Genomic DNA, 24,767 nt, shown 5'->3' with positions numbered 1-24,767 from the left:
CAAATGCAAGCAGCGAATAGAGTAGCTCTTAATACATCCATACTTTATCTGAGGATGCTGGTTACCACCGGCATCACATTGTATACGACAAGGGTAGTGCTAAACGTGCTTGGAAGCACTGATTATGGCTTGTTCAATCTGGTTGCCGGGATTGTACTTATGCTATCTTTTCTCAATACAACCATGGCATCTTCTACACAACGTTTTTTATCTTTCTATCAAGGAGCAGACGACCTGCCAATGCAAAAACGTGTGTTTAGCAATAGCATGCTTTTGCATATAATAATTGCCGTCATTATAGTTGTCGCTTTGGAAATTACCGGATTGTTTTTGTTTAATGGTACACTGAATATTCCGGTAGCTCGTTTGGAAGCCACACGCTTTGTTTACCATTTCATGGCTGCTACGGTCTTCTTTAATGTAGTAGTTGTTCCTTTTAACGGAGCTTTGATTGCGCATGAAAATATGGTTTGGGTAGCAATTGTAAACGTCATTGAAACTTTGTTGAAGCTAGGAATTGCCTTGTTGTTGACCGTACTTCCTTATGATCGCTTAATGGTTTATGGGGCCTTAACAGCCTTGGTGAGTGTCGTTAGTTTTCTTCTTTATGCCGTTTATTGTCTGCGGAAATATGCTGATTGTTCTTTAAACGGAATTACGGCACAAGCAGATAAGCCGTTATTGAAAGAGTTGTCGACCTTCGCAGGATGGAATTTATTCGGAACACTCTGTGGATTAGGAAGGACACAGGGGCTGGCTGTTCTATTAAACATTTTTCTGGGAGCCGTGATCAATGCCGCATATGGAATTGCTAATCAAGTGGCAGCGCAGCTTAACTTTTTTTCGGCGACACTATTGCGCGCACTTAATCCGCAGATTATGAAAAGCGAAGGGGCCAATGATAGGGCAAGAATGCTACGCTTAGCGATGATGGCAAGTAAATTCGGTTTTTTCTTGCTGGCCATCATTGCCATACCTGCATGTTTCGAAATGGAAGCTATTCTAAATCTTTGGTTGAAAAATGTGCCGCCGCATACGGTTGTTTTTTGTCAGCTTGTTCTCATCGCTACATTGATTAATCAGTTAACAATCGGTTTGCAATCTGCTGTACAGGCTATTGGTGATATCAAATATTATCAGATTGTGGTGGGTACTACTTTATTGTTAAACCTTCCCATAGCTTATATCCTGCTTTCGCTTCACTATCCAGTGTATTCGGTTATTATAAGCTACGCTATTATTGAATTTCTTGCATGTGTGTTGCGGATGTTCTTCTTAAAATATTTAGGGGGATTATCTATCGGTAATTACCTGTCAAGAGTGGTCTACCGCGAAATCATTCCGGTGACGATCGCTTTAATTACCGGTGGCTTAGCAACGAAATACATACACTATCAACATCGATTTTTATTGAGTATACCCCTCACTTGCCTTGTTTTTGGATTGAGTATCTATTGCTTCGGTTTGTGTGCAGATGAAAAAATATTGATTCGTAATTTTACGGGCAAAATAAAACAAAAAATAAGAAGCTAAAACTGCTGAAACATGAATAAAATATTAATTGTAGGTGCTTTTGATCGTTTTAACTATGGCGATTTATTGTTTCCCATTATTATTGAGCAACAGTTGAAAACATATGGTCATCCATTAGATATTGAATATTTTGGAATGATAGAGAGCGATTTAAGTGATCTGGGAGGAAAGCCTACGCAGGATATACAGGCGTTTTATCGGGCTTGCAATGCGAGCGATAAAAAAGCCAATGTTATTGTGGCGGGTGGTGAAGCAATAGCGGTTACTTGGAATTCTTTGTTGGTTGCCTTGAACGAAAAATACAGAGTAATTAGGCGCTATCAACATCATTTAGAAAAGATTATAGATCTTAATAAGTGGGCGAAACGTAAATTGAAGGGACAAACTATACTTCCTTTTGTATTCAGTAAGGCAGATTTCAAATCGGTAGACCATGTACTGTTTAATTCTTTAGGTGGCTCCGAGATTCCTGAACGTATTTTTTCAAAGATAGAGGGGCTACAACAGAAGTTAAAGCATGTCGACTATTTTTCCGTTCGAGATACCATTACACAGGGAAATCTGAAAAAGAAAAGTATCGAAACGAAATTATACCCTGATTCCGCTATTTTGATGTCAAAATTTTATCCGGTTGAATATCTCGATGACCTGGTGAATCCTGATGTGAAGCAATTTGTAGCATCAAAAAGAGGAGACTATGTTTTTTTTCAGATCAATAGAAATCATGCCAAGCAAAGAGAGGAAAAGATTGCGTCGGTTTTAAATGCCATTCACGACAAAACCGGTGCCGATATCTGTTTATGTCCGATAGGAAAAGCATCCAATCATAATGATGATGAGGCCTTAAAATTAATCTTTCCTCATTTGGAAGGAAACGCACAGTTTTTCAATGAGGTTACTATCTGGGATATTATGTACCTAATTGCCAATGCTCAATGTTACATTGGTACAAGCCTGCACGGAGCTATTACGGCCATGAGTTATGCCGTTCCTTATGTTGGAATCAACGTTAAAAAATTGAACAGTTATCTTAGCACTTGGGGAGTAGACGGTCTCCAACGTATTGTGGCCATTGAAGAAATGTTCAATCAATACTTGCTTGCTATTGATGTTCCGAAACAAAATCTAATAGAATCAAGGGACAAACAGTTTGTCGCCATTGAAGAATCCTTTCATTTAATGACAGCACTTTTATTCGGAAACTGATTCTTCCTTTTTTGGCGACTCAGGCCCGGGTGTCTCTTCGTGTTGACCATCTTTAAAAGCGCGTACACCTTGGCCTAGTCCTCGCATCAGTTCAGGAATTTTCTTGCCACCGAAGAGTAATAGCAATGCAATCACAATGACCCCTAATTCAGGTCCACCAATGACACCTAATAAGATTGAATAAAGCATAATATATTTTTTAGTTTAACTTTGCAAAGTTAACCCGCTTAACATTAGAGAAAGATTAAAATAGGATTAGGATTGATGGTCGCGCTATCCGTTAACGACCAAAATCAGGCGGCTATTTATGTATTGTTCGGTTGATAGATGCCATTGTACCGTTTTGATGAATGATATACGGATAAAATGAATAATCTATGAAGTTTGAGGTGCAAAGAAAACGAGAAAGAACTTCCGGTATTTTACAGAGACTTCTATTTGTTTTCTTAATATTTGTTTTTTTACTCACCGCTGGTTCGCTTTTATTGAGGCATTCCATTGCAGAGAAGTTGACCTATTTAAGTGTGAAATTGAAGGCGCCTCCTGAAACAGGTGAAATAAGTAATGTTTTACTTGAACTAAGTAGCGCCGAGAATGATTTTCAACAAGCCAGCCTTTATGGTTATGGTGACAAACTAGACGAATATCAGCAGAAGGTATTAAATGTCTTTACTAAAATTGATACGATTCTCCATGAATATCCTGTTTTGGCTGATACATTAGGTAATTCGCTGAATGAACAGGAATTTAAAAAATACGTGGATGGGAAATTAAGCCTTTCGCTTAAGGTGTTCGCATTGAAAAAAAGCTTTGATTCTTTACTGGTAAAAAGCACAGAGGAGAATATTTTAGGCAATAGTAAGGTTCGGATTGCTAAAGAAAAGAGGCAAATACGACGTAGCGCCGAGCAAGATACCATTATTAGAGAGGTAGCATCCGCTGTTAAAAAGAAGGGGTTCTTGAAACGCTTAAAACAGGCCTTTTCCCCAGGCTCGGATACCTTACGCACAAAATTATTGCTCGTTGCACGTGAAAGCGCTATACGGGATTCGTTGGCTAGAGAATTACAGATCCAGAACGAAAGGGGCCAACAACAACTTTTGGAAAGATTGAGCAGAGAACATAACCTACTTGCTCAATCGCAGCAGCAGCTTATATCTTCCAATTTATCGCTTATCATCCAATTGCGTCAGCTTATTGATCAAATAAAAGACAATTACTTATTAACTTGGGAGAGAAGTCAACGGGAAACACTCGCGCAATATGAAGAGGCGGTGGATGATTTAGATAATTTTACCGTTACTGCAATTATCATGGTGCTTATTTTTGTAGCACTGCTTTTGATTTACATAAAGAAAGCAAGTCGGGCCGAAGACCAATATAAAGTTGAAAATGCAAGAGCGATTGCGCTTGCAGAGCAAAAATCTGAAATGCTGGCGACTATGAGTCATGAGATCCGTAATCCGTTAACGGCTATTACGGGATTTGTCTATCTGATGAAAAACACCCCCTTAACTGCTGAGCAAAATCGTATGGTGAGTTCCATAAAGGCTTCTTCGGATATGTTAATGGATACTGTGAACGATATTTTGGATATGACGAAGGTTGAAAGCCAACAGTCTGAGGTATTAAAAGTTGTTTCTTTTACTCCTTTTTACGAAATTAAGGAAACAGTAGAAACCATGCGTTTCATTGCCATAAAAAAAAATATATCCTTAAGCTTTAATTTTGATGGTTCACAAGATGACATGGTTTATGGAGATCCTTTTCGGTTAAAGCAAGTGGTTATTAATTTAGTAGGTAACGCAATAAAATATACAGATATTGGTGGAGTAGAAGTTCACTGCACAATGAAACAAGAAGAAGGGGAAGGCGCGCAGGAGCTTACAGTGCGTATTAAAGACTCAGGTATCGGTATTCCCCAGGAGCAACAGGGCCGGTTGTTTACAAAATATTACCAAGCTGGAAAAGATAATACAAGGCCAGGGACAGGGCTCGGTCTATATATTTGTTATCAACTAATCAAATTACAGCGTGGTGATATTGAGGTAGAAAGTGAAGAAGGCAAAGGTTCCATATTTAGTTTTCGTATTCCATTTAAATCGGCGAATGTTTAAGTCAATTGGAAGATAAAATCGTAAAAACTAATTGAATTAATAGATCCACTTGGATGACGTCAATCACACGCTAGGAAATGTCGTGCCCATATTCTCAGCTATATTTTTGAACCAAAAACCGTTTCAGGGTTTGATTTAAGGCTGTTTTTGTCCGCCACTTTTATGTAATTTTCTTGTCCAATTGTGTGGAAAATACCTTGAAAAGGAGTAGGTTTGCACTCTTTATTTAAAATTTTGTTAATATAAAACCTTCTATGGGTGCTAGAATACAGGCAATAGAATACTATTTTCCAGAAAAAAAAATTACCAACCAAGATCTTAGTGAGGAATTTCCGGATTATGATTTTTCTAAGTTTGAGTTCAAAATAGGGATAAGCAGTCGTTATATAGCCGAGACGAACGAAACTGCTTTAGATTTAGCTGAAAAAGCATGCTTGAAGCTGTTTCAACGTATCGATAAATCGGAAATCGATTATGTATTATATTGCACGCAAAGCCCTGAATATATTATGCCTTCAACCGCTTGTATCTTGCAGGATCGCTTAGCACTGAATAAAACGGTAGGTGCCTTTGATTTCAATTTAGGTTGTTCTGGTTATACTTATGGTTTGAGTATGGCGAAAGCGTTTATAGAAAGTGGTCAAGCTAACTATGTTTTATTGGTAACTACGGATACATATTCAAAATATATCAATAGGAAAGACCGATCAAATAGAGCGATTTTTGGCGATGCGGCAAGTGCTACCATTATTTCCTCAAGTGAAGAAAATGGTATTCATAAGTTTAAATTTGGAACTGATGGGAAGGGATATAGTAAGTTGATTGTAAAAAATGGAGGGACTAAGTTTCCAGTCGATAACCAGGCTGTCGAACGCCTTTACGGTAGAGGAAATATCTATACAGAAAACAATCTGTATATGAACGGACCTGAAATATTCCGTTTCACGAGTACCGTAGTGCCTCCTTTTATTGAAGAAGTACTTACGCTCAATGAATTAAGGAAGGAAGAGGTAGGACAATTCATTTTCCATCAAGCAAACGCACATATGTTAAAGGTGATGCGAGAACGTTTAGCGGTTTCATCGCAAAAGTTTTACATCAATTTGCGAGATGGAGGGAATACAGTTTCTTCTACTATACCGATTGCCTTAAAAAACTATAGCAACGAAAATCTAACAGAAGAAAAAACAGCTGTTGTCGTTGCAGGGTTTGGTGTCGGTCTATCGTGGTCCGCCGGCTTAATTGAGGTAACAAAGAATCTATAACCATCCTTTTTTTCTAAACCAGAAATAGATGGCTAATGTGATAATAGCCATGACAAGCATAACGATCGGATATCCTAAGTGCCAACCCAATTCCGGCATGTAATGAAAGTTCATCCCATATATCCCTACAATAAAAGTGAGTGGCATAAAAAAGACTGAAAAGATGGTTAAAACACGCATGATTTCATTCGTTCTATGGGATGCAATTGAAAAGTAAGCAGACAAAAGCTGCGCTGTATTCTCCGAAAGGTTCTCATAAATGTTTTGCATTCTTACATATTGATCGCGTAAATCACGCGTATAAATATTCCGTTGTTTAGGTGTGTCTATTTTATCAATGATCTCATACGAAAGAATCAACAAACGCTTGATTACATCCACTTTCCGCTTTACATAATAAAGTCCTCTCAAAATGGGGGCTTTACGTTGCTTCAAGAAAACATTTTCTTCGAAATAATCTAACGATTGGGCAAGTTTGACACTGGGTTCTTCAAAAGTAAGGAGTGAAGCCCGTACAATACGATTTAATAAACAAAGGGTATCTTTGCACCCTCCGGCATCGATCGCCTTGGATTTAATTTCGTTGATCAAGGGTTGTTCCGTCCGATGAACAGTGATGATGTAATCAGAAGTATAAAAAAGGGCTATTTTGTTTGTTAATTCTTGAATAGTATCTGCATCTTTCATCGGATCTTGTGTATAAACCCGAACAATGATAAATGTATAGTTATCAACAATTTCATGCTTTGGCAAATGATCAGGCTGCATGCAATCTTTAATAGATGTTTCGTGTAATGAAAATTGCTTGCTTATAGCTAAGATTTCTTCTGTAGAGGGATTCGTTAAGTCGATCCAATCGAAACCGTGAACGTCTTTTGAAGCGAATATTTTTTTCATTAGCGTAAGTTGTTTTTAAGTGGCAATAAACCAAGCCCCTGCTGGTTTCATTCAGGTACTTGATATGAAACCGAAGTGTTTAAATTTCTGTCGGCTCTTCTTTTTTTTCCGTGGCAGTTTCAATGTCTTCTGCATCTGGAATCAATGACTCTTGTTGTTTAGAGGCGGATGTTTCATATTGTATCTTAATAAATATAGGGAAATGATCAGAATTAAAATTTGACAGACGTTTTAGTTCTTGAAGCTTAAAATCGGAAGAGAAAAAGGCATGATCAAGCGGAAAACGCATAAATGGATAATGAGCATGAAAAGTGTTATAAAACCCTCTTCCACGGCGAGGATCGAGTAACCCGCTCATTTTTAAGAACAATTCAGTTGTATAACTCCATGCTACATCGTTTAGGTCGCCGATAACAATAACAGGGTTGCTACTCCTCTTTGTCAAGTCTGCAATTAACAATAATTCCTTATCTCTTTCCGTTGATCGTGGATTTTCATTTGGGACAGGGGGAGTGGGGTGTACAGCATACAACTGCACATTAAGCCCATTTCTAAGCGATAAGACACAATGAATCGAAGGAATATCCTCTTCCACTAAATAGCTGATTTTTATAGCTGATAAGGGTAGCTTGGAATAGAGCAACATGCCGTAGGTATTCTCTAAGGGAACGCGTACATGGAAGGGATATTCCACTGACAGACTCCTTGTCTCCCGATCCCATCGCCCGTTTGTTTCAAGTAACAGAACAACGTCCGGATTGGCTAGCGCTATCTCTTTTAAACATCCAACCGTATTGATGTTATCTTCATACACGTTTGAAACCATTAAACTGATAGATTGCTCTTCTATATTTTCTTTTACAGATAATACCTGCTTTTTCGAAAGTGGTGTAAAAGGAAGAATTTGTGAAGACAGGTAGATGCCATTAGCAATAAGTATTGTTAATAGTATCCATTCAAAGGCAGCAGGTGGATGATCGAAACGACTCAGCAATAATAAGAGGCAAAAGACAGTCAATACCAATTTTTGTAAGCGAGGGTAATCGAAAATCCTAAAAATCCAGTATTCGTGTTTGATGAGCGGAATGAGCGTAAAACAAATAGTCAATAAGGAGAGTGTGTAGATAAATACGTTCATAGACGTGCTGCTGTTAATTGTCAAACTTAAGAACAAAAACAAATGAATAAAAGTTTTTTAAGGAATGCTTCATTCATTGTTGCTGATTTCTGTTGAAAAATCGATTTAGCTATGTGAAATGAAGTCATATTTATTTAGTACTTTTAAAGGCATTATATGATGAAAACCTTAATAGATAATATTGATTGAAATGACTAAAATTTATCGTTATTACACCGCACTTTTTCTGCTAAGTTGCTCCTTGACTCTTTCAGCGCAAACAAATCCGATTTTTGATGGTTGGTATGCCGACCCAGAAGGGATCAGGTATGGTAATGAGTATTGGGTTTTTCCCACCTATTCAGCTCCTTATGAAGAACAGGTGCTTATGGACGCGTTCTCATCCAAAGATTTGAAAAACTGGAAGAAACATACTCGAATTATTGATACGTCGGCTGTGAAATGGGCAAAGAAGGCGATGTGGGCCCCAGCTGTTTTAATGAAAGATAAAAAATACTATCTGTTTTTTGGAGCAAACGATGTTCACGAAGGTGAAATAGGTGGGATTGGAGTAGCCGTTGCAGAGAAGCCGGAAGGACCTTACAGTGACTTGATTGGTAAGCCCTTAATCAATGAGATTGTAAACGGTGCTCAACCCATTGATCAATTTGTTTTTAAAGATGTAGACGGCAGCTATTATATGTACTATGGTGGCTGGGGGCATTGCAATATCGTTAAGCTGAAAAGTGATTTTACCGGACTTATTCCTTTTGAAGATGGAAGTACTTTTCGAGAAGTAACACCGGAGGGATATGTCGAGGGGCCCTTTATGTTCGTAAGAGATGGGAAATATTATTTTATGTGGTCAGAGGGAGGGTGGACCGGGCCCGATTATAAAGTCGCATACGCGATAGCTGATTCACCATTTGGTCCTTTTAAACGGATCGGAACAATTTTACAACAAGATCCGGCAATCGCTACAGGTGCGGGACATCACTCTGTGATAAGTGGCAAGGGGAAGGACGAATGGTATATTGTTTACCATCGTCGTCCTTTAGGGGAAACAAGTGCACATCATCGGGTTACTTGCATCGATCGAATGTATTTTGATGAAAATGGTCTTATTAAGCCAGTGGTGATGACCAAATAATTATCGTGCTCTTTGGATGGTGTAGTCAAAATAAAAATAAAATGAGTAAAATTTTAGTATTTGGAGGCAGTGGACAATTAGGACAGTGCTTGAAGTCCGTTTGTGCAGATAAGGACATGATTTTTCTATCTTCTGAAGAGGCTGATATTTGCAATGAAGTACAACTTGAAGGCAAATTCATTCAATATAAGCCCAGTCATGTAATTAACTGCGCGGCTTACACGGCAGTAGATAAGGCAGAAGATGAAGAAGAAAAAGCAAGTGAAATCAACGCGGTAGCTCCGAGAATTATTGCTCAATTGTGTAAGCGTTTTAATACCGTGCTGATTCATATCTCCACTGATTTTGTTTTTGAGGGTAATCAAACGGGCTTGTTAGATGAAACATATCCTACTAAACCGACCGGTGTTTATGGAAAAACAAAACTAAATGGAGAAATTGCTATCCAACAAATATGGGATAAGCATATTATTATCCGCACTAGTTGGTTGTATTCAGAGTACGGGCACAACTTTGTTAAAACGATGTTACGACTTGCCCAGGATCGCGAGGAGCTTAAAGTGGTAGCGGACCAAGTCGGAACACCGACTTACGCCCCCGACCTGGCCAAGGTATTATGTAAAATGGTTGATAACACAGAGCATAGATATGGCCTTTACCATTACAGCAATGAAGGAGTGGCAAGCTGGTACGATTTTGCCTGTGCTATTTTCGAATTGAACAGCACAAATATGCGTGTACTACCGATTAAAACTGCTGATTTTCCAACTAAAGCCCAACGTCCGGCTTATTCGGTTTTGGATAAATCAAAGATAAAAGAACAATTTAATCTATTGATACCGAATTGGAGAGAGAGTCTGACAGTATGTTTACAACGATTGAAAGAAGTTCAAAACCAATAAGTCTCCGTTTTATCTATATCGTGAACACATGAAGTGGAAAATCCTAACATCTGAATATTTAGTAAAGGCTCCATGGGCCGTCTTGAGAAAAGATTCATGCGAGATGCCAAATGGCCATATCGTACCCGAATACTATGTATTGGAATATCCAAACTGGGTGAATGTAGTTGCATTTACTGAAACGAATGAAATTATCCTCGTAAGACAATATCGTCATGGTGCGGGCAAAGAATTCCTCGAAATTCCAGGAGGAGTGATTGATGATGGAGAAGATGCGTTAAGCGCCGCTAAACGTGAAATGTTAGAAGAGACAGGGTATATATTCACAACAATGGAAAAACTGGTAGATTTGTATCCTAATCCCGCAACAAGTACCAATATTACTACTACCTATCTGGCAAAAGGAGGGGTAAAGGTGAAAGAGCAGTCTTTAGATGATCAGGAGGAAATTGAAGTTTTGCTTTATTCGGTTGATGAGGTGAAAAAACTGTTAAAAGAAAATAAGATTGGCCAGGCTCTCCATACGGCGGCCCTTTTTTATGCGCTTTGTGAGATCTAAGGAATATCCATGCAATACTGCTACACAGGCCTGGTAATCATGGTATAGTTGAGTGCCATTTGCAATAAAACGAATACAGGCAAAATAATGTGGCTATGGCCTGCCTGTGGGTTAGGTAGAGGGCTGACTAGCGGATAGGAATTATTTACCGACGAAACTCATAATTTAACATGGATAACTCCTAACTAAATTTTTACCTTTGCCCCATGGCAAGAGAGATATTGGAAAATAAGCGTAAAGCGCTAAAAATTAACTTAAATGAACAGATTTATGGCACCTTTGCGGAAATAGGTGCCGGGCAGGAAGTTGCAAGAAATTTCTTTACAGCAGGGGCTGCTTCGGGAACAATTGCTAAAACCATGAGTGCATATGACATGGCTTTTAGTGATGCTATTTATGGTGCCGAAGCAAACGGACGTTATGTGAGTAGCTCGCGCCTGGAAAAAATGCTCGACCATGAATACCAATTGCTTACCGATCGACTGAAGGGGTCTAAATACCAAAATCGTAAATTCTTTGCTTTTGCCGATACCGTAACTACATTAAATTTTAGTAAAACAAATGATCCGCATGGCTGGATCGGACTCCGTTTTCAATCGGAAGTGGGAGGAGAGCCAAATGATATTATATTTCATGTACGTCTCTTGGATAGCGATGCTTCTTTGCAGCAAACTGTCCTAGGGGTACTGGGCGTCAATCTGGTATTTGCTGCTTATTTTTATGTTCATGACGTGCAAACGATGATTGAAAGTCTAGTAGACAACTTGGCTGCCGGATCGGTTGAAATCGATTTGGTCAAGTTAAATGGAGCTGCTTTCGAAAATGTAAGTGAACGATTGGTTAATTTATACCTAATTGCTAAAGGTTTTTCGCGGGCTGCGATTTTTGATAAAAAAGGACATGCGCATCAAGCGAAAGATTTTTTTTACAAAAAGGATGTTATTATTTTGAGAACAAAATATAAACAAAAGTCCAATCCAAATTTCGATCTGTTCAATCTAGCGGTTGATCAGTTTAAGCGAAATTTAGGAATCGACAATAAAAATCTTTTGGTTATGATCGAGGTGCTGATGTCAAATGCTTTGGATGATCACCCCGTGCTAAGTAACGAAGACCTGGAATATTTTGCAAAAAGGGCAGAGGAGCTATGCGCTACCGGAAATCATATTCTGGTTTCTAATTTTACGAGAAATCATAAATTGGCTGAGTTTCTCGCTCAGTTTAAACCCAATAATGTGGGTATTTCTACCAATATTTCCAATCTCCATAATATATTTAATTCTAAAAATTATGGTGAAAGCTATGCGGACGAATTGTTGGCCTATGTGAGTGGTATGTTTAGTAAAAACGTGAAGCTGTACGTTTACCCTTATCTAGATAGAAAGAATAATGAAATTATAACTACTCAAAACATGCCCGTGTCCCTTGAAGCCAAACCGTTGTTTGATTTCTTAATCCAAAACCATTATATTATTGATATAGAAAATTACGACGAACGTTTTGTGAAGACGGTATAAAAATTATTATTTATTACCAGTTGTGAATTGCTCACAACTGGTAACTAAACGTTTAATAACTGGCGGTTGCTTCTTCATATTCACTTAAGGGGGGGCATGAACAAACCAACGATCGATCGCCGTAAGAATCATTTACCCTTCCTACTGCAGGCCAGAACTTATGCGCTGCAACATAGGGAAGTGGATATGCCGCTTCCTGCCGTGTATATGGTCTGTTCCATTCATTGGCGCTAACAATGGCCAGGGTATGAGGTGCATGTTTCAATACATTTTCATTTTTGTCAACAGTTCCTGATTCAACGGCTGCAATTTCTTTCCGAATGGCTAAAAGCGCATCGCAGAAACGATCTAATTCTGCTTTGGGCTCTGATTCCGTTGGTTCTACCATCAGTGTTCCGGCCACAGGAAAAGAAACAGTTGGCGCATGAAAACCATAATCCATTAGACGTTTAGCGATATCGCCTACTTCAATACCAGAGTTCTTAAAACTACGGCAGTCGAGAATCATTTCATGAGCACACCGACCATTAGCACCGGCATATAATATTTTATAATCTTGTTCAAGTCTGGCTTTAATGTAGTTGGCATTGAGAATGGCAAATTTAGTGGCATTTGTAAGCCCATCGGTGCCCATCATTGCAATATAGGCATGTGATATCAACAAGATAGACGCTGATCCAAATGGTGCTGCGGCAATAGCAGAGATGGACTTACCTTCATTGATATCTACTACCTCATGGCCTGGTAAGAAGGGTACTAAATGCGCTGCGACACCAATTGGTCCCATTCCCGGGCCACCGCCGCCATGGGGGATACAAAACGTCTTATGAAGATTTAGATGACACACGTCTGCACCTATACTTGCCGGACTTGTTAAACCAACTTGTGCATTCATATTGGCCCCGTCCATATACACTTGTCCCCCATTTGCATGAATAATTTCACAAATAGCAATGATTGATTCTTCAAATACGCCATGTGTAGACGGATAGGTTACCATCAGACAACTTAAATTGTCTTTATACAATTCAGCCTTTGATTGTAAATCGGCAACATCAATATTGCCTCGGTCATCGCAGTTTACAACAACGATTTTCATGCCAGCCATCGAGGCAGATGCCGGGTTGGTACCGTGCGCAGAAGAAGGGATGAGTACAATGTTCCGATGATGATTCCCTTGGTCTTCATGATAGGCTCTAATAACCATTAAACCGGCATACTCTCCCTGCGCACCTGAGTTTGGCTGGAAACTCATTTTAGCGAATCCTGTAATGGCAGAAAGCCATTGATTTAACTCATCGAGCATTTGCATATAACCACCAACTTGGTCGATCGGTGCAAATGGATGTAATCGGTTAAAAGCTTCCCAAGATACAGGTATCATCTCGGTTGTAGCGTTTAGTTTCATTGTGCATGATCCCAACGGAATCATGGAGTGGCAAAGAGATAAGTCCCTGTTCTCGAGCGACTTGATGTAGCGTAGCATCTCATGTTCAGCGTGGTGCGTATTGAATACTTCGTGATGTAGATAAGTTGAAGTACGTTGCAGCGAGGTAGGGATTGAACTTTGAAGAGTAGAAGCGTCCAAATCAACATCCGTTAAGCTTTTTGCTTTCACTTTGGCAAAGACACGAATAATTTCTTTTACATCTTCTAACGTTGTTGTCTCATCTAACGAAATGTGAACAGTTTCGCCCCGATAGTGAAAATTCATTTCATGGTTAAGTGCTTCCGCATGAAGTGGATTGCATAAATTCCCAAGATGAAAGGTTAGGGTGTCAAAATAAGCTTCATTCTCCTGTTTATAACCCAATGAAGTCAGTGCTTTGGCTAATAATACCGCTAATCCATGAATGCGCTCTGCGATGGCTTGCAAGCCTTTTGGACCATGATAGACGGCATAAAACCCAGCCATTATGGCTAAGAGCGCCTGTGCTGTACAGATATTGGAAGATGCTTTATCTCTTCGGATATGTTGTTCTCGTGTTTGTAAGGCCATGCGAAGTGCATAGTTGCCCGATGCGTCGATGGTTACACCGATAATTCTGCCCGGAATATTACGTTTATAAGCATCTTTGGTTGCAAAGTAAGCCGCATGGGGGCCACCAAAACCCATAGGAACACCGAAGCGTTGAGATGACCCAACAACAATGTCTGCTCCCCATTCTCCAGGAGGCGTTAACAAGGTAAGACTCATCAGATCAGCTATGACACTAAGTGTTGCTTGATGTGCATGAACCTTCTCAGAAAATGCACGATAGTCAAATACATTACCATTGCCCGCTGGGTATTGAACCAATGCGCCGAAGATATGCTCATTAAATTCAACTTTTGCATGGTCACCAATCAAAAGCTTGATGCCATAGGAAACGGAACGAGTTTTTAACACATCCAACGTTTGCGGAAAAATGTTCTCTGATACAAAAAAAGTATCCGCATCTTTATTTTTACGTAAACCATATTGCATAAACATTGCCTCCGCAGCAGCGGTCGCTTCATCTAGCAAAGAAGCGTTGGCTATTTCCATTCCGGTAAGGTCGATAATGGCCGTTTGAAAATTTAATAAGGCCTGTAATCTGCCTTGTGCGATTTCAGCTTGGTAAGGGGTGTATTGTGTGTACCAACCAGGGTTCTCAAATACGTTGCGCAAAATGACACCGGGTGTGATTACATCATAATATCCTTGACCGATGTATGATCTGAAAACTTTGTTTTTAGAAGCAAATTGTTTTAGTCGCTGTAAATAGCCATTTTCAGTTAAAGCTGGTGGTAAGCTTAGTGCGGCCTTTAAACGAATGCTAGCTGGAACGGTTTCATCAATTAACTGATCAATACTGTCAATGCCAATGGTTTTAAGCATCTCGGGAACATCTTGCTTATTTGGTGCAATATGGCGTTCCTCAAATTTCTCTTGAAAATTTATATTTAAGTTCATTCATGTATGAATTATAGATGCAGTTTTAATTTAAGCAACAGAGCATAAAGCTGTTTAAGAGGGATTTAGCTGGTTGTTACTTGTGTTTTAAGATGTCTTCATTTAAGGCCACAAACATAGACAAATTGCCTTTCATTTGCAAGTCATTCGCCTCGCTTATCTATACAGGATTTGTCATATTTTTGCAGGATGATAAAAACAGATAATTAGGAACTAGGCAAAAAACATTTTACCTAGTTTTGAACATTGAAGATAAAAATAATATGAAAAAATCACTACCTCTTACCGCTATGATCACCGGCTTTGTATCTTTTGTTGGAATCATTTATATGATGCTACATCCGGAATTGCCAAGTGTATTGGTTTTTATAATCTATGGACTAGCCACATGTGCGGGGCTATGCGGCTTATTGCTGATGGGGAAAAAGAAATAGATCATTAGGTAGTAAGTCGCTTAAGGATTGCCACCTAATGATCTTTAGACTTATTGATGTATGTTTGCTATTCGACTTTATAGCGGTAAACGGCCCGTCCGATATTACCATTTTCATCGATCCCTTCTACCACGGCTTTATACGTGCCTAAACCACTGGCATTGTAGAATTGAAAACTTGCTTTTCCCTGACTGTCGGTAATGACCTCAGGGTTCCAATAGACCGTTGTGCGCCAATCAATTCCAGGAGCGCTTGTTGGCGTATATTTCGGCAGATAAAAGCTGCGTTCGGCTTGATATCCTAAAGGCGTAATGGTTACAATATTGGATTTGGGCAAAAGGTTCTCTAATTCAGCTTTGCTGATACGTGTACCTTGCGGCTTCTTTTTCGTATTGATAACTAACACACCATTGCTTTGATATGTTCTGTTGACCGTGCCCAGATCATCACGCAAAAATATTTCCACAGATTCCACCTCCACAGGACTAACTGTATTTATACCATTCACATCAATGGCCATTCCATTTAAAAATACTTGTACAGGTGTACGATTTCCTTGGTTATAGTCTCGCGTAATGTAAAAATTGTTATCCATAAAGGTTAAACCCATTGCTGCCGTTTGCAGGCAATTAATGAGTAAATTACACCCGGTAAATCGGGCACCATCAATCAGATGATCAGGAATCGGACTTAGTCCTGATAAAGCCGGATATTGCGTATGGCGTGGTTTAGGCGCTACTCGTTCGGTAATAACAACTTCCTCTAAAAGGCGCTCAGACCGATATTGCCTTGCGCTATTTTTTAGATAGGGTGTTAGCGTACTGTCTATATTAAGAATTTCATCAGGACCGGTAAAACCCGGGGTGATTGCCGGAAATGCATCCCCATTTAAGGTAATCTTTAGATTTTTATAGTTCTCGTTGTTTCTTGCACTGATCGTAACTTGTGCCGAGTCGGTGAACATCACATTGCTGAACTTGAAATTGCCCTGTTCATCAGACAGGGTTTCAACTGTCTTTTTATCATTGCCGATGCTCAATTCCAGTTTGCCGTTAGGTACTGCGATGCCGTTTAAAAGGCGGAGTGTTCCGGTAATATCAATTCCCTGTTCCGGAAGGAAGGAAATCGGGGGGGGGTTATCACCTATAATATCTTTGTAATCAAAACGGCGATATCCCTGTGTAAGCATGAGAATGTCTAAGTTGGAGCGCGTTTCCGGTGTTATATCTTTGAAATAATAGTTGGGTTGCTCCACATAACCTTTAATATCTGACGTTAACAACAAGCTGGTCAAGATGGTTGTTTCAGCATTTTCATTAAACGGAACTTTCGACTCATCGATCACCGAAACAGAAAAAGTCCCAACAGATTGAGCACTGTCTGTGGCAGCATTTAAATGCAATTGAACCGGCTGCTTTGCTGCATAGCTTTTTTTATCCGAATTTAAGCTAATTTTAAGCTCATTTGGGCGTTGAATGAAAACCAGTCTTTCGCTCAGAGGAATACCTGAAGGAGAGAGCAAGGTGAATTGTACGATACCCGAAGGAAATTTATTCTTTGGTACAGAAGCATTAATGCTTGCACTGCTTAATGGCGTTTGTGCCGCATAATAAATAACGCCATCACTCTGCGCAACTAATGAAAATACCTTGTTCTGATTTTGCTCGAGATAAAGCGCATTGGAAATGATTTTCACGCCAATGTTTAAACTGTCTGACGGATCGATAACTAAACTCGTTCCAAAGGGTCGTACTTTCGGGAGCTGGTAACTGTAGGAAGCACCGTTTTCCGTTGTAACTTTAGCGGTATATACAGCATTTGCTTTCGGGTTTAGTGTAAATTTGCCCATCCCCAAATGCTGTGTTGTAATGCTTGCGACTTCTTGCCCTTGCTGATCCACCACCTTTCCTGTTATCGCAACGCCCAATCCATCGCCTCCTACCGCCTTGAAAGCAACTTCACTCGGCAAATCGGCAATTAAATACCCACTTTCCGGGAAAAATTGTACATCTGGTGTTTGAAACGCACTGCGTAACTGATAACTCGTGTTGACTAAACGGTTATTGTCTAAACTGATGGCGGTGTTCAGGATTCCGTCTTTTAGCACCTGTTGTTGTTCGCTGGACAGATTTACCTGAAGGTATCCATTCTTATCAGTACTGCCCCTTCCTTTACTTACGCTGCTCGTACCGCGCATAAGCTCCCATGAAACTCGTTTATCAATTAACGGTTTTCCCTCCTCATCAGTATACCGGATTCGGCCATTGACAGCCGCTGTTTTTCCTCCTGATGAAGCAACAAAGTTCGCATGAGTTTTGACTCGTTTATTGAAAACATCGCCAATAGTGATGTTTTTATTGAAGAAATAATCGGGATCAAAGTTCATCATGTATTTGGTATAAGCTCTGACACGATAATTTCCTTGTTTATAAAGAAGCGGATCTAAAACAAGACTTCCACTACCGGTACCATTATTACTGGAAATCATAGTGGTTTTCATGAGGGAATCCCGGTCGTTGAGCACCTCAATATATACAACTTTACTGAGATTTGAAAGTTGATGGTGGCTCGTTGAATAAGACTTAAACCATAGCGTGTCACCAACAGCATAATAGGGTTTATCAAAATGAAGATATACTTTTTCAACAGGTTGCTGGGTAGCTAATGCATTGGTTTTTTCAACAATGGTATTCAGGTTAATTCCTTTTTGTCGGGACTGACTCCATACGCCCAGGCTATAAAACGATAAGATAGTAAAAAGTAAATATCCGTTGAGGTGTCTCATAAAATGATTGTCGTAATTTTAGAAATGGCTAATTTATCGATTTATTCATTTACTTCTGATTTTTAACAGATTTTTAACAAAAAAAGCTGGTGTCAAAGCCCACAAATGGATCGAGCGTCCGCAATCCATGCGCATGTTAATACCTATATAGGATGTGAACGAAATATAATCGATCAATAAGTGCTATAAATGCATATATTAAAAGGTACTTATAAGGTACAGTAGAGGTGCATTAGAGATGCCAATAGGGTAGTGCAATCGCCGCAAGGGAAACTAGCTGCCACAGGCATATATTCACGTTTTCTTCCATTATCTTAACATCTGCCCAAATCATTCGAATCAAATGCTAGGTAGTACTCATAAAACTTCCTACCTTTGGTGCTTTATCAGATTTACCTACTTATTTAGTAGGTCAAATGAGAAAGAATATTGAATAAAAGAAACAATTAAAATGAGCAAAATTAATCGTAAGCAAGATGCGCTAGACTATCATGCTAACGGCCGTCCGGGTAAAATTGCCGTAATACCTACTAAACCAACCAATTCGCAACGAGATTTATCCTTAGCGTATTCGCCGGGGGTTGCTGAACCTTGTTTGGAAATTGCAGCGAATAAAGAGGAGGCTTATAAATATACAGCCAAAGGAAACCTCGTTGCTGTTATTAGCAATGGAACGGCCGTATTGGGGTTGGGTGATATAGGGCCGGAAGGTGGGAAACCTGTTATGGAAGGAAAAGGACTTTTGTTTAAAATATTTGCAGATATTGACGTTTTCGATTTAGAGCTTGATACCAAAAATGTAGACGATTTTGTCCGCACGGTAAAAATATTGGAACCAACTTTTGGTGGTGTCAACTTAGAAGATATCAAAGCTCCTGAATGTTTTGAAATTGAGCGTCGTTTAAAGGAGGAGATGTCCATCCCTGTTATGCATGATGACCAACATGGCACGGCAATCATTTCGGGTGCCGCGTTGATCAATGCTTGTGAGTTACAGAAGAAAAAGCTCGGAAAGGTTAAAATTGTCGTTAATGGAGCTGGAGCTGCCGCCATTTCCTGTTCGCGCATCTATGTGTCGCTCGGGGCGAAACCTGAAAATATCGTTATGATAGATAGGAGTGGCGTTATAAGAAAAGATCGAGCACATTTAGATGCCTTAAAGGGCGAGTTTGCAACAGATCGCGCTATTCACACCTTGGAAGAGGCTATAAAAGACGCCGATGTTTTTATCGGGCTCTCTGCTGCCGATGTATTATCGGCGGATATGCTGAAAACCATGAGTAAAAACCCAATCGTTTTCGCCATGGCAAATCCAAATCCTGAAATTGCATATGACTTAGCCATAGAGACACGCAAGGATGTCATCATGGCAACTGGACGCTCTGATTATCCAAATCAGGTGAACAATGTGCTAGGTTTCCCTTACATATTTAGAGGGGCCCTTGATGTGCGAGCTACAGGTATTAATGAAGAAATGAAACTGGCGGCCGTACACGCTATTGCAAAATTAGCGAAAGAACCCGTTCCTGAGTCGGTAAATCTTGCATATAATATAAATAACCTGAAGTTTGGTGAAGACTATATTATCCCCAAGCCCACCGATCCGCGTTTAATCACCGAAGTTGCTCCCGCTGTTGCAAAAGCTGCTATTGAATCAGGCATAGCAAGAATTGAAATTAAAGATTGGGAAGGTTATAAAGAGAGTCTCAGAAAACGTTTAGGCTTAGATGATGTGTTGATGCGTGATTTAAGCGCCGCAGCAAGACAAAATCCTAAACGAGTTGTGTTTGCGGAAGCAGATAATTATAAAATTTTAAAAGCAGCACAGATTGTAAAAGATGAAGGGATTGCCCATCCTATTCTCCTCGGTAGAAAAGAGAAAATTCAACGCATTATTGCCGAACATGCTTTGGAATTGTCGAATGTTACAATCATTGATCCATTAGAAGAGGTTGATACACCAAAGTTCAAACAGTATGTGGAGGCACTGTATAAGAAAAGACAGCGTCGGGGTATTACCTTGTTGGAGGCTAATAAATTTATGCTAGACCGTAATTACTATGGTGCGAGTATGGTTGAGTTTGGCGAAGCAGATTGCTTAATTTCCGGGTTGACTAAAAATTACGCAACGACCATTCGTCCTGCACTGCATGTGATCGGTACTCACCCTGGTAGTCGAGTTGCTGGTATGTACATGATGCTGACAAAAAAAGGTCCGGTCTTCTTTGGAGATACCACAGTGAATAAGAATCCAAGTGAGGAGGAACTGGTAGATATCACCGTTCTATTACATGATGCCGTAAAGAAGATGAATATCGATCCACGTATTGCCATTCTATCTTATTCAAACTTCGGATCAAATGAAGGAGAAACACCTTCTAAGATGCGTAATGTGGTTAAAATACTCCATGAGAAGTACCCGCACATTGTTGTTGACGGGGAGATGCAGGCTAACTTTGCCATCAACAGTCAAATGCTGGCCGAGAATTTTCCGTTTACCAATTTGAGTGATGGACCTGCTAATATATTGGTATTCCCTACTTTGGAATCCGGTAATATTGCGTATAAATTATTACAGGAATTAGGTGGAGCGGAAGCCGTTGGACCGATCCTTTTAGGACTTAATAAACCAGTGCATGTCTTGCAGCTGGGAAGTTCTGTACGTGAAATTGTGAACATGGTTACCATTGCGGTTGTTGATGTGCAGGCGAAAGAGAAAGAGGCATTAAGCAAGAAAAGAAAAAAGTAACGTCCTTCTTCATCATTAGTTAATTGGTTGATATGCCCATTAACTAATGATTGCTGAATGGAATCAATTCTCATTAGACTTAACGTTTAATACCTAAAATATGTATGAGTATTTAAATGGAAAGCTGGCATATAAATGTCCCACTTATGTCGTATTGGATGTAAACGGTATCGGATACCACGTTAATATTTCTTTACATACCTTTGGTCAGATTAAAGATCGGGAGCAGTGTAAACTATATGTGAGTTTTCAAGTAAAGGAAGATGCCCATTCATTATATGGGTTTGCAGAAGAAGGAGAGCGGAGGTTATTCAATCATTTATTGTCGGTTTCGGGCATTGGAGCGAACACTGGACGAATGATCCTGTCATCGATTACGCCGACGGAAATCCAGGCGGCAATTGTGCAGGGAGACGTCAAACAAATACAACGCATAAAAGGAATTGGACCTAAATCAGCCCAACGGATTATACTCGAACTACAAGATAAGTTAAAGAAGGAGGGGGCGGATACGCTGATAGCAATTCCACAACACCAATCGGTATCTGAAGAGTCATTGACCGCTTTGATTATGCTTGGTTTTAATAAGGGACAAGCTGAAAAAGCACTTGCCGAAATTCAAAAGAACAGCACGGCTCAATTTACTGTTGAAGAGTTGATCAAGGAAGCCTTACGAAGGTTATAAAAACTTTCAGGGTTATATCGGCTCTGTTCAAATAATAACTGTAAGGCAGCTTGATACTCAGCTATTAAGCTCTTTTGATCCTCTTGTAATGAATTCAGAACATAGACACGGACTTTTGCCTCGTAAAACTTCAGGTCAAACTGCTTCGAGATGAGTATTAATTGGCGGGCTAGGTGAAGATAGTCTTTTTGTTGAGCTCTTAACAATTCAAGATCCAGTAAGCCCAGTTGCAGCCTATTAATCGTATGCGAACTATGCATCTGCAAAGCTTCTTCTTTTGCTTGAAAGGCAAGGTCCATTTGACCTAAGGCTAAATATCGTTCAGCAAGCGCTAATTGAATACAGGCTTTAAAATCCTTGGTTACTTTTCTGTTTAGATCCAAGCCGTATTGATTTACAACCTGAAGGTACTGCAATGTAATTTGCTCGGAAGCTTTAATCTTTAATAATAGATAACCTAATACGTAAATGAGTTGCTTATGTAAAAGATTGGTACTTCGTTCAGGGTAATGGCAAAACAATTGTATTTCTTCAATCGCTTCTTCTTTTAGCATGTTATGCCGGTAGTAATGATGAATATTTTCGATAATTGTTAAAGGATTTAAAGAAAAGTCTGCAAAGTGCTCGCGTGGCATAGCGCGAAGTACTTCAATATGTTTTAGTGCTTCTTCGTCTCGTAGGTAAAGCAATTCAAAAAAAGCAAGTGAGGTGTGCAGTAAAATCTTTTGCCGGGGAGGAATGTGGTATCGAAGTAATTTCTTAAGTGCCAATTCGTACTCCAACTCCAATAGCAGATGATCAAGTGCAATGTCAATAAACGCAGATTTGGCAAAAGCACGGTTTAGTGTACTACCAATTGCGGGATTAGCTTTTACTACATAATCCAAATTGCTGCAGGTGAATAAGATCAATGAGGCCTGATAAGGTTCGATGAACTCGACATCTTGTAGGTGGTTAAAAATATCTAGGTCACCTGTTTCCAGTGAAAAAATAATAAACCACTTTAATAATATCAATTTAATGTGGTCACTATATAGCTGATCCTGAACCCAGTTAATAAGTGTTTTGTCAACCTGGCCGTTTTGTTTCTCGAGTGCGTCTTGTGCAATAAAATAAGCCGCAATTACTAAAGATTTAAACCGTATCTGATAGGCAGCTCTTGTACCTTTTTCCTCCTGATGCTCATAAAGAATGCCTGCATGCAATAATTCACTGTAGATACTATTGTTTTCTTTAATGATGGGGTATGCCTCTTTTTTGTTAACGTAAGCATGTTCATCGAAAAAATTTACCAGTCCGATTAGCTGACTAAGCATTACTTGCTTTTCGGCGGCTAAGGCCCCTTTAAGAATGTTTTTATGTAAATACAAAGAAGCGATCGCAAATTCATCAGCTGGATTTAATTGATCTAGGCCAATGCTGTCTCCTTTTAATTGATAATAATATTGAAAATGTAGGGGGAGGCTGATTACAGGGAAGTATTTTCTTGTATAGTCCCTATCAATAGATTTGACATTGCTGATTTTGTCAATCAATTCATGTATTTCTTGACTTGTAAAAGGTTGTAAGTTGACGGCATTTGCACGCTTGCTGCAAGGAAAGTCAGTAAACCAGAGCTTGCTGATTTCTGTATGATTTTCAATCAAGTGACCATATTTTTGCCAAGTGGAAGGGCGCAGCGTAATGATAATTTTCATCCAAGGGTAATTGGATAAATAAGCCGTCATATCGATTAGCTGTTTAAAAACAATATCAAATAACCGATTATTGATCAGGTTATTATTGAAATCGTCAATGATGATATAGAAATTTCCCGGCGCTCGTTTCTCATATTGTAATATAAAATCTTCAAAGTGCTGTTGTTGCGGGAAATTAAGAAGATGGGCTAACCATTTATTGCTATGGAAACCAAATCCGGCAGCAAAAAAAAGCGAAGAACTGTTCACATGAAGAAAAATATTATTTCGATTTTCCATGTGATTTACAGCTAGCTGTCTATCTACCCAATGTGTAATGCCAATCGTTTTCCCCATACCTGAGGGAGCACTTATAATACAACCAGTGGTATCTGCCTCTAAAAAGCGCTGAATGTGATCTGTAATTGATTGCCTTTCGATGGTATATAGATAAGAGATGCCACACTTATGCTTATTCGTTTGAATGGTAAAACGGGTAATGTTGTGGGCTGCTTGTGTAATTTCGTTCCAAGTAATATGCTCATTGGTGTCGTCTTTCTGCGTCTCCATTTGTTTGATGAAGTCGGCCCAACTGTCATAACCACAATATTGCGATAACGCATTCAACGTAAAAGTCGAAGGTGCGTAACGTGCATGCGCAAACCCGTAAACACGTTTGATCGTTGTTTGACTGATCGTTTTATGCGTTTTGGTTGAAATATCCAGTGCAAGTTTATAGCAATCGGCGGCGATTATGGTATCAATCTTCGCAATTTCTAATACCTTATTTTTTAATTCTTGAATATGAGGTTGTAAAAATATCTTCATGCTTTCAATTTTGGTCAACAACTGCATTAATGCACGGTGTGATAAAGATAGGAGTTAAAATTTTGGTTAACAAAAATAGAAAGCTTAATAAAAATGAAAATTTCTTTCGCAGAATTTAAAAGCATTTTTTTTTCGTGAATGCATCGTGGCGGTAAGGTGGAGGTGTTTTTTAAATGACTTTATATGTAAATCCTTTGTTTTATAGCTTTTTAACAATCTTTTCACTTTAATAATCAAGAAATCGACTAGGGATAGCTAAGTTCTGAACAGTGTGATTTGTGTGAAAAAAATGTGAATAAATGTGGTTGTTATTTTAAAAAATGAACAAACTGAACAGGTGATTATATTAGTGAACACGGTGAATATATTTAATTCTAAATGAACATTGTGAACGGCTGATTCTTCGCTGCGG

At 39.3% G+C, this 24,767-nt stretch carries 17 protein-coding genes; 11 read left to right on the top strand and 6 right to left on the bottom strand.

Annotated elements, in window-relative coordinates:
• Nucleotides 1-3: 3 nt before the first annotated feature.
• Nucleotides 4-1,533 (top strand): oligosaccharide flippase family protein, encoded by a 1,530-nt coding sequence (locus RYH73_RS17245; protein ID WP_335314697.1) that lies wholly within the window; start codon nucleotides 4-6, stop codon nucleotides 1,531-1,533.
• Between the two features lie 12 nt (nucleotides 1,534-1,545).
• A complete protein-coding gene (locus RYH73_RS17240) occupies nucleotides 1,546-2,739 on the top strand; it encodes a polysaccharide pyruvyl transferase family protein (RefSeq protein WP_335314696.1) in 1,194 nt (397 codons plus the stop codon).
• Here the strand turns inward: RYH73_RS17240 and RYH73_RS17235 are convergent.
• On the bottom strand, nucleotides 2,725-2,928 hold the full coding sequence (locus RYH73_RS17235; RefSeq protein ID WP_335314695.1) for a Sec-independent protein translocase subunit TatA/TatB: 204 nt from the start codon (nucleotides 2,926-2,928) through the stop codon (nucleotides 2,725-2,727). The two genes, RYH73_RS17240 and RYH73_RS17235, sit on opposite strands and share 15 nt — an antisense overlap.
• Before the next feature lie 188 nt (nucleotides 2,929-3,116).
• Here RYH73_RS17235 and RYH73_RS17230 point away from each other — a divergent pair, with 188 nt between their 5' ends.
• Together RYH73_RS17230 and RYH73_RS17225 are read left to right on the top strand one after the other, a co-directional pair.
• On the top strand, nucleotides 3,117-4,856 hold the full coding sequence (locus RYH73_RS17230) for a sensor histidine kinase (RefSeq protein ID WP_335314694.1): 1,740 nt from the start codon (nucleotides 3,117-3,119) through the stop codon (nucleotides 4,854-4,856).
• 254 nt (nucleotides 4,857-5,110) lie between these two features.
• Nucleotides 5,111-6,121, top strand: coding sequence for a 3-oxoacyl-ACP synthase III family protein (locus tag RYH73_RS17225; protein ID WP_335314693.1), 1,011 nt, complete (start codon nucleotides 5,111-5,113; stop codon nucleotides 6,119-6,121).
• Here RYH73_RS17225 and RYH73_RS17220 read toward each other — a convergent pair.
• The gene (locus tag RYH73_RS17220) at nucleotides 6,116-7,018 is read right to left on the bottom strand and encodes a magnesium transporter CorA family protein (protein ID WP_335314692.1); all 903 of its coding nucleotides are present in this window, start codon (nucleotides 7,016-7,018) and stop codon (nucleotides 6,116-6,118) included. The two genes, RYH73_RS17225 and RYH73_RS17220, sit on opposite strands and share 6 nt — an antisense overlap.
• A gap of 79 nt (nucleotides 7,019-7,097) precedes the next feature.
• Nucleotides 7,098-8,156 (bottom strand): endonuclease/exonuclease/phosphatase family protein, encoded by a 1,059-nt coding sequence (locus tag RYH73_RS17215; RefSeq protein ID WP_335314691.1) that lies wholly within the window; start codon nucleotides 8,154-8,156, stop codon nucleotides 7,098-7,100.
• A 190-nt stretch (nucleotides 8,157-8,346) separates the two neighbouring features.
• Between RYH73_RS17215 and RYH73_RS17210 the strand changes: the two genes are divergently transcribed.
• From RYH73_RS17210 to RYH73_RS17195, 4 genes are all read left to right on the top strand, one after another.
• Nucleotides 8,347-9,285: a glycoside hydrolase family 43 protein gene (locus tag RYH73_RS17210; protein ID WP_335314690.1), complete on the top strand. Its 939-nt coding sequence runs from the start codon at nucleotides 8,347-8,349 to the stop codon at nucleotides 9,283-9,285.
• Nucleotides 9,286-9,326: 41 nt separating this feature from the next.
• On the top strand, nucleotides 9,327-10,187 hold the full coding sequence (gene rfbD / locus RYH73_RS17205; protein ID WP_335314689.1) for a dTDP-4-dehydrorhamnose reductase: 861 nt from the start codon (nucleotides 9,327-9,329) through the stop codon (nucleotides 10,185-10,187).
• 28 nt (nucleotides 10,188-10,215) lie between these two features.
• Complete coding sequence (locus tag RYH73_RS17200; protein WP_335314688.1) at nucleotides 10,216-10,746, top strand: NUDIX hydrolase; 531 nt, start codon at nucleotides 10,216-10,218, stop codon at nucleotides 10,744-10,746.
• A 206-nt stretch (nucleotides 10,747-10,952) separates the two neighbouring features.
• On the top strand, nucleotides 10,953-12,263 hold the full coding sequence (locus RYH73_RS17195) for a nicotinamide mononucleotide adenylyltransferase (RefSeq protein WP_335314687.1): 1,311 nt from the start codon (nucleotides 10,953-10,955) through the stop codon (nucleotides 12,261-12,263).
• Between the two features lie 52 nt (nucleotides 12,264-12,315).
• On the opposite strand, the gene gcvP is transcribed toward RYH73_RS17195, so the two are convergent.
• Complete coding sequence (gene gcvP, locus RYH73_RS17190) at nucleotides 12,316-15,198, bottom strand: aminomethyl-transferring glycine dehydrogenase (protein ID WP_335314686.1); 2,883 nt, start codon at nucleotides 15,196-15,198, stop codon at nucleotides 12,316-12,318.
• A gap of 263 nt (nucleotides 15,199-15,461) precedes the next feature.
• On the opposite strand from gcvP, the gene RYH73_RS17185 reads away from it, so the two are divergent.
• Nucleotides 15,462-15,632: a hypothetical protein gene (locus RYH73_RS17185; RefSeq protein WP_335314685.1), complete on the top strand. Its 171-nt coding sequence runs from the start codon at nucleotides 15,462-15,464 to the stop codon at nucleotides 15,630-15,632.
• 67 nt (nucleotides 15,633-15,699) lie between these two features.
• On the opposite strand, the gene RYH73_RS17180 is transcribed toward RYH73_RS17185, so the two are convergent.
• Entirely contained in the window at nucleotides 15,700-18,417 is a 2,718-nt protein-coding gene (locus tag RYH73_RS17180; protein ID WP_335314684.1) for a carboxypeptidase-like regulatory domain-containing protein, read from the bottom strand.
• Between the two features lie 451 nt (nucleotides 18,418-18,868).
• Between RYH73_RS17180 and RYH73_RS17175 the strand changes: the two genes are divergently transcribed.
• Together RYH73_RS17175 and ruvA are read left to right on the top strand one after the other, a co-directional pair.
• Nucleotides 18,869-21,166: an NADP-dependent malic enzyme gene (locus RYH73_RS17175; protein ID WP_335314683.1), complete on the top strand. Its 2,298-nt coding sequence runs from the start codon at nucleotides 18,869-18,871 to the stop codon at nucleotides 21,164-21,166.
• Nucleotides 21,167-21,266: 100 nt separating this feature from the next.
• A complete protein-coding gene (gene ruvA / locus RYH73_RS17170; protein WP_335314682.1) occupies nucleotides 21,267-21,851 on the top strand; it encodes a Holliday junction branch migration protein RuvA in 585 nt (194 codons plus the stop codon).
• Here the strand turns inward: ruvA and RYH73_RS17165 are convergent.
• Nucleotides 21,803-24,355, bottom strand: coding sequence for a hypothetical protein (locus RYH73_RS17165; protein WP_335314681.1), 2,553 nt, complete (start codon nucleotides 24,353-24,355; stop codon nucleotides 21,803-21,805). The two genes, ruvA and RYH73_RS17165, sit on opposite strands and share 49 nt — an antisense overlap.
• Nucleotides 24,356-24,767 lie beyond the last annotated feature (412 nt).

It is taken from the genome of Olivibacter sp. CPCC 100613 (assembly GCF_036959255.1).
In the GTDB taxonomy this organism is placed as follows: domain Bacteria; phylum Bacteroidota; class Bacteroidia; order Sphingobacteriales; family Sphingobacteriaceae; genus Olivibacter.
The sequence above is the reverse complement of the archived record's forward strand: the minus strand, read 5'-3'. Positions and strand labels throughout refer to the sequence as shown.

Excerpts from the sequence above, each read along its gene's own strand:
- RYH73_RS17225 (WP_335314693.1), top strand. The coding sequence starts at position 5,111 with ATGGGTGCTAGAATACAGGCAATAGAATACTATTTTCCAGAAAAAAAA.
- ruvA (WP_335314682.1), top strand. The coding sequence starts at position 21,267 with ATGTATGAGTATTTAAATGGAAAGCTGGCATATAAATGTCCCACTTAT.
- RYH73_RS17195 (WP_335314687.1), top strand. The coding sequence starts at position 10,953 with ATGGCAAGAGAGATATTGGAAAATAAGCGTAAAGCGCTAAAAATTAAC.
- RYH73_RS17200 (WP_335314688.1), top strand. The coding sequence starts at position 10,216 with ATGAAGTGGAAAATCCTAACATCTGAATATTTAGTAAAGGCTCCATGG.
- RYH73_RS17165 (WP_335314681.1), bottom strand. The coding sequence starts at position 24,355 with ATGAAGATATTTTTACAACCTCATATTCAAGAATTAAAAAATAAGGTA.
- RYH73_RS17230 (WP_335314694.1), top strand. The coding sequence starts at position 3,117 with ATGAAGTTTGAGGTGCAAAGAAAACGAGAAAGAACTTCCGGTATTTTA.
- RYH73_RS17215 (WP_335314691.1), bottom strand. The coding sequence starts at position 8,156 with ATGAACGTATTTATCTACACACTCTCCTTATTGACTATTTGTTTTACG.
- RYH73_RS17185 (WP_335314685.1), top strand. The coding sequence starts at position 15,462 with ATGAAAAAATCACTACCTCTTACCGCTATGATCACCGGCTTTGTATCT.
- gcvP (WP_335314686.1), bottom strand. The coding sequence starts at position 15,198 with ATGAACTTAAATATAAATTTTCAAGAGAAATTTGAGGAACGCCATATT.
- RYH73_RS17240 (WP_335314696.1), top strand. The coding sequence starts at position 1,546 with ATGAATAAAATATTAATTGTAGGTGCTTTTGATCGTTTTAACTATGGC.
- RYH73_RS17180 (WP_335314684.1), bottom strand. The coding sequence starts at position 18,417 with ATGAGACACCTCAACGGATATTTACTTTTTACTATCTTATCGTTTTAT.
- RYH73_RS17220 (WP_335314692.1), bottom strand. The coding sequence starts at position 7,018 with ATGAAAAAAATATTCGCTTCAAAAGACGTTCACGGTTTCGATTGGATC.
- rfbD (WP_335314689.1), top strand. The coding sequence starts at position 9,327 with ATGAGTAAAATTTTAGTATTTGGAGGCAGTGGACAATTAGGACAGTGC.
- RYH73_RS17235 (WP_335314695.1), bottom strand. The coding sequence starts at position 2,928 with ATGCTTTATTCAATCTTATTAGGTGTCATTGGTGGACCTGAATTAGGG.
- RYH73_RS17175 (WP_335314683.1), top strand. The coding sequence starts at position 18,869 with ATGAGCAAAATTAATCGTAAGCAAGATGCGCTAGACTATCATGCTAAC.
- RYH73_RS17210 (WP_335314690.1), top strand. The coding sequence starts at position 8,347 with ATGACTAAAATTTATCGTTATTACACCGCACTTTTTCTGCTAAGTTGC.
- RYH73_RS17245 (WP_335314697.1), top strand. The coding sequence starts at position 4 with ATGCAAGCAGCGAATAGAGTAGCTCTTAATACATCCATACTTTATCTG.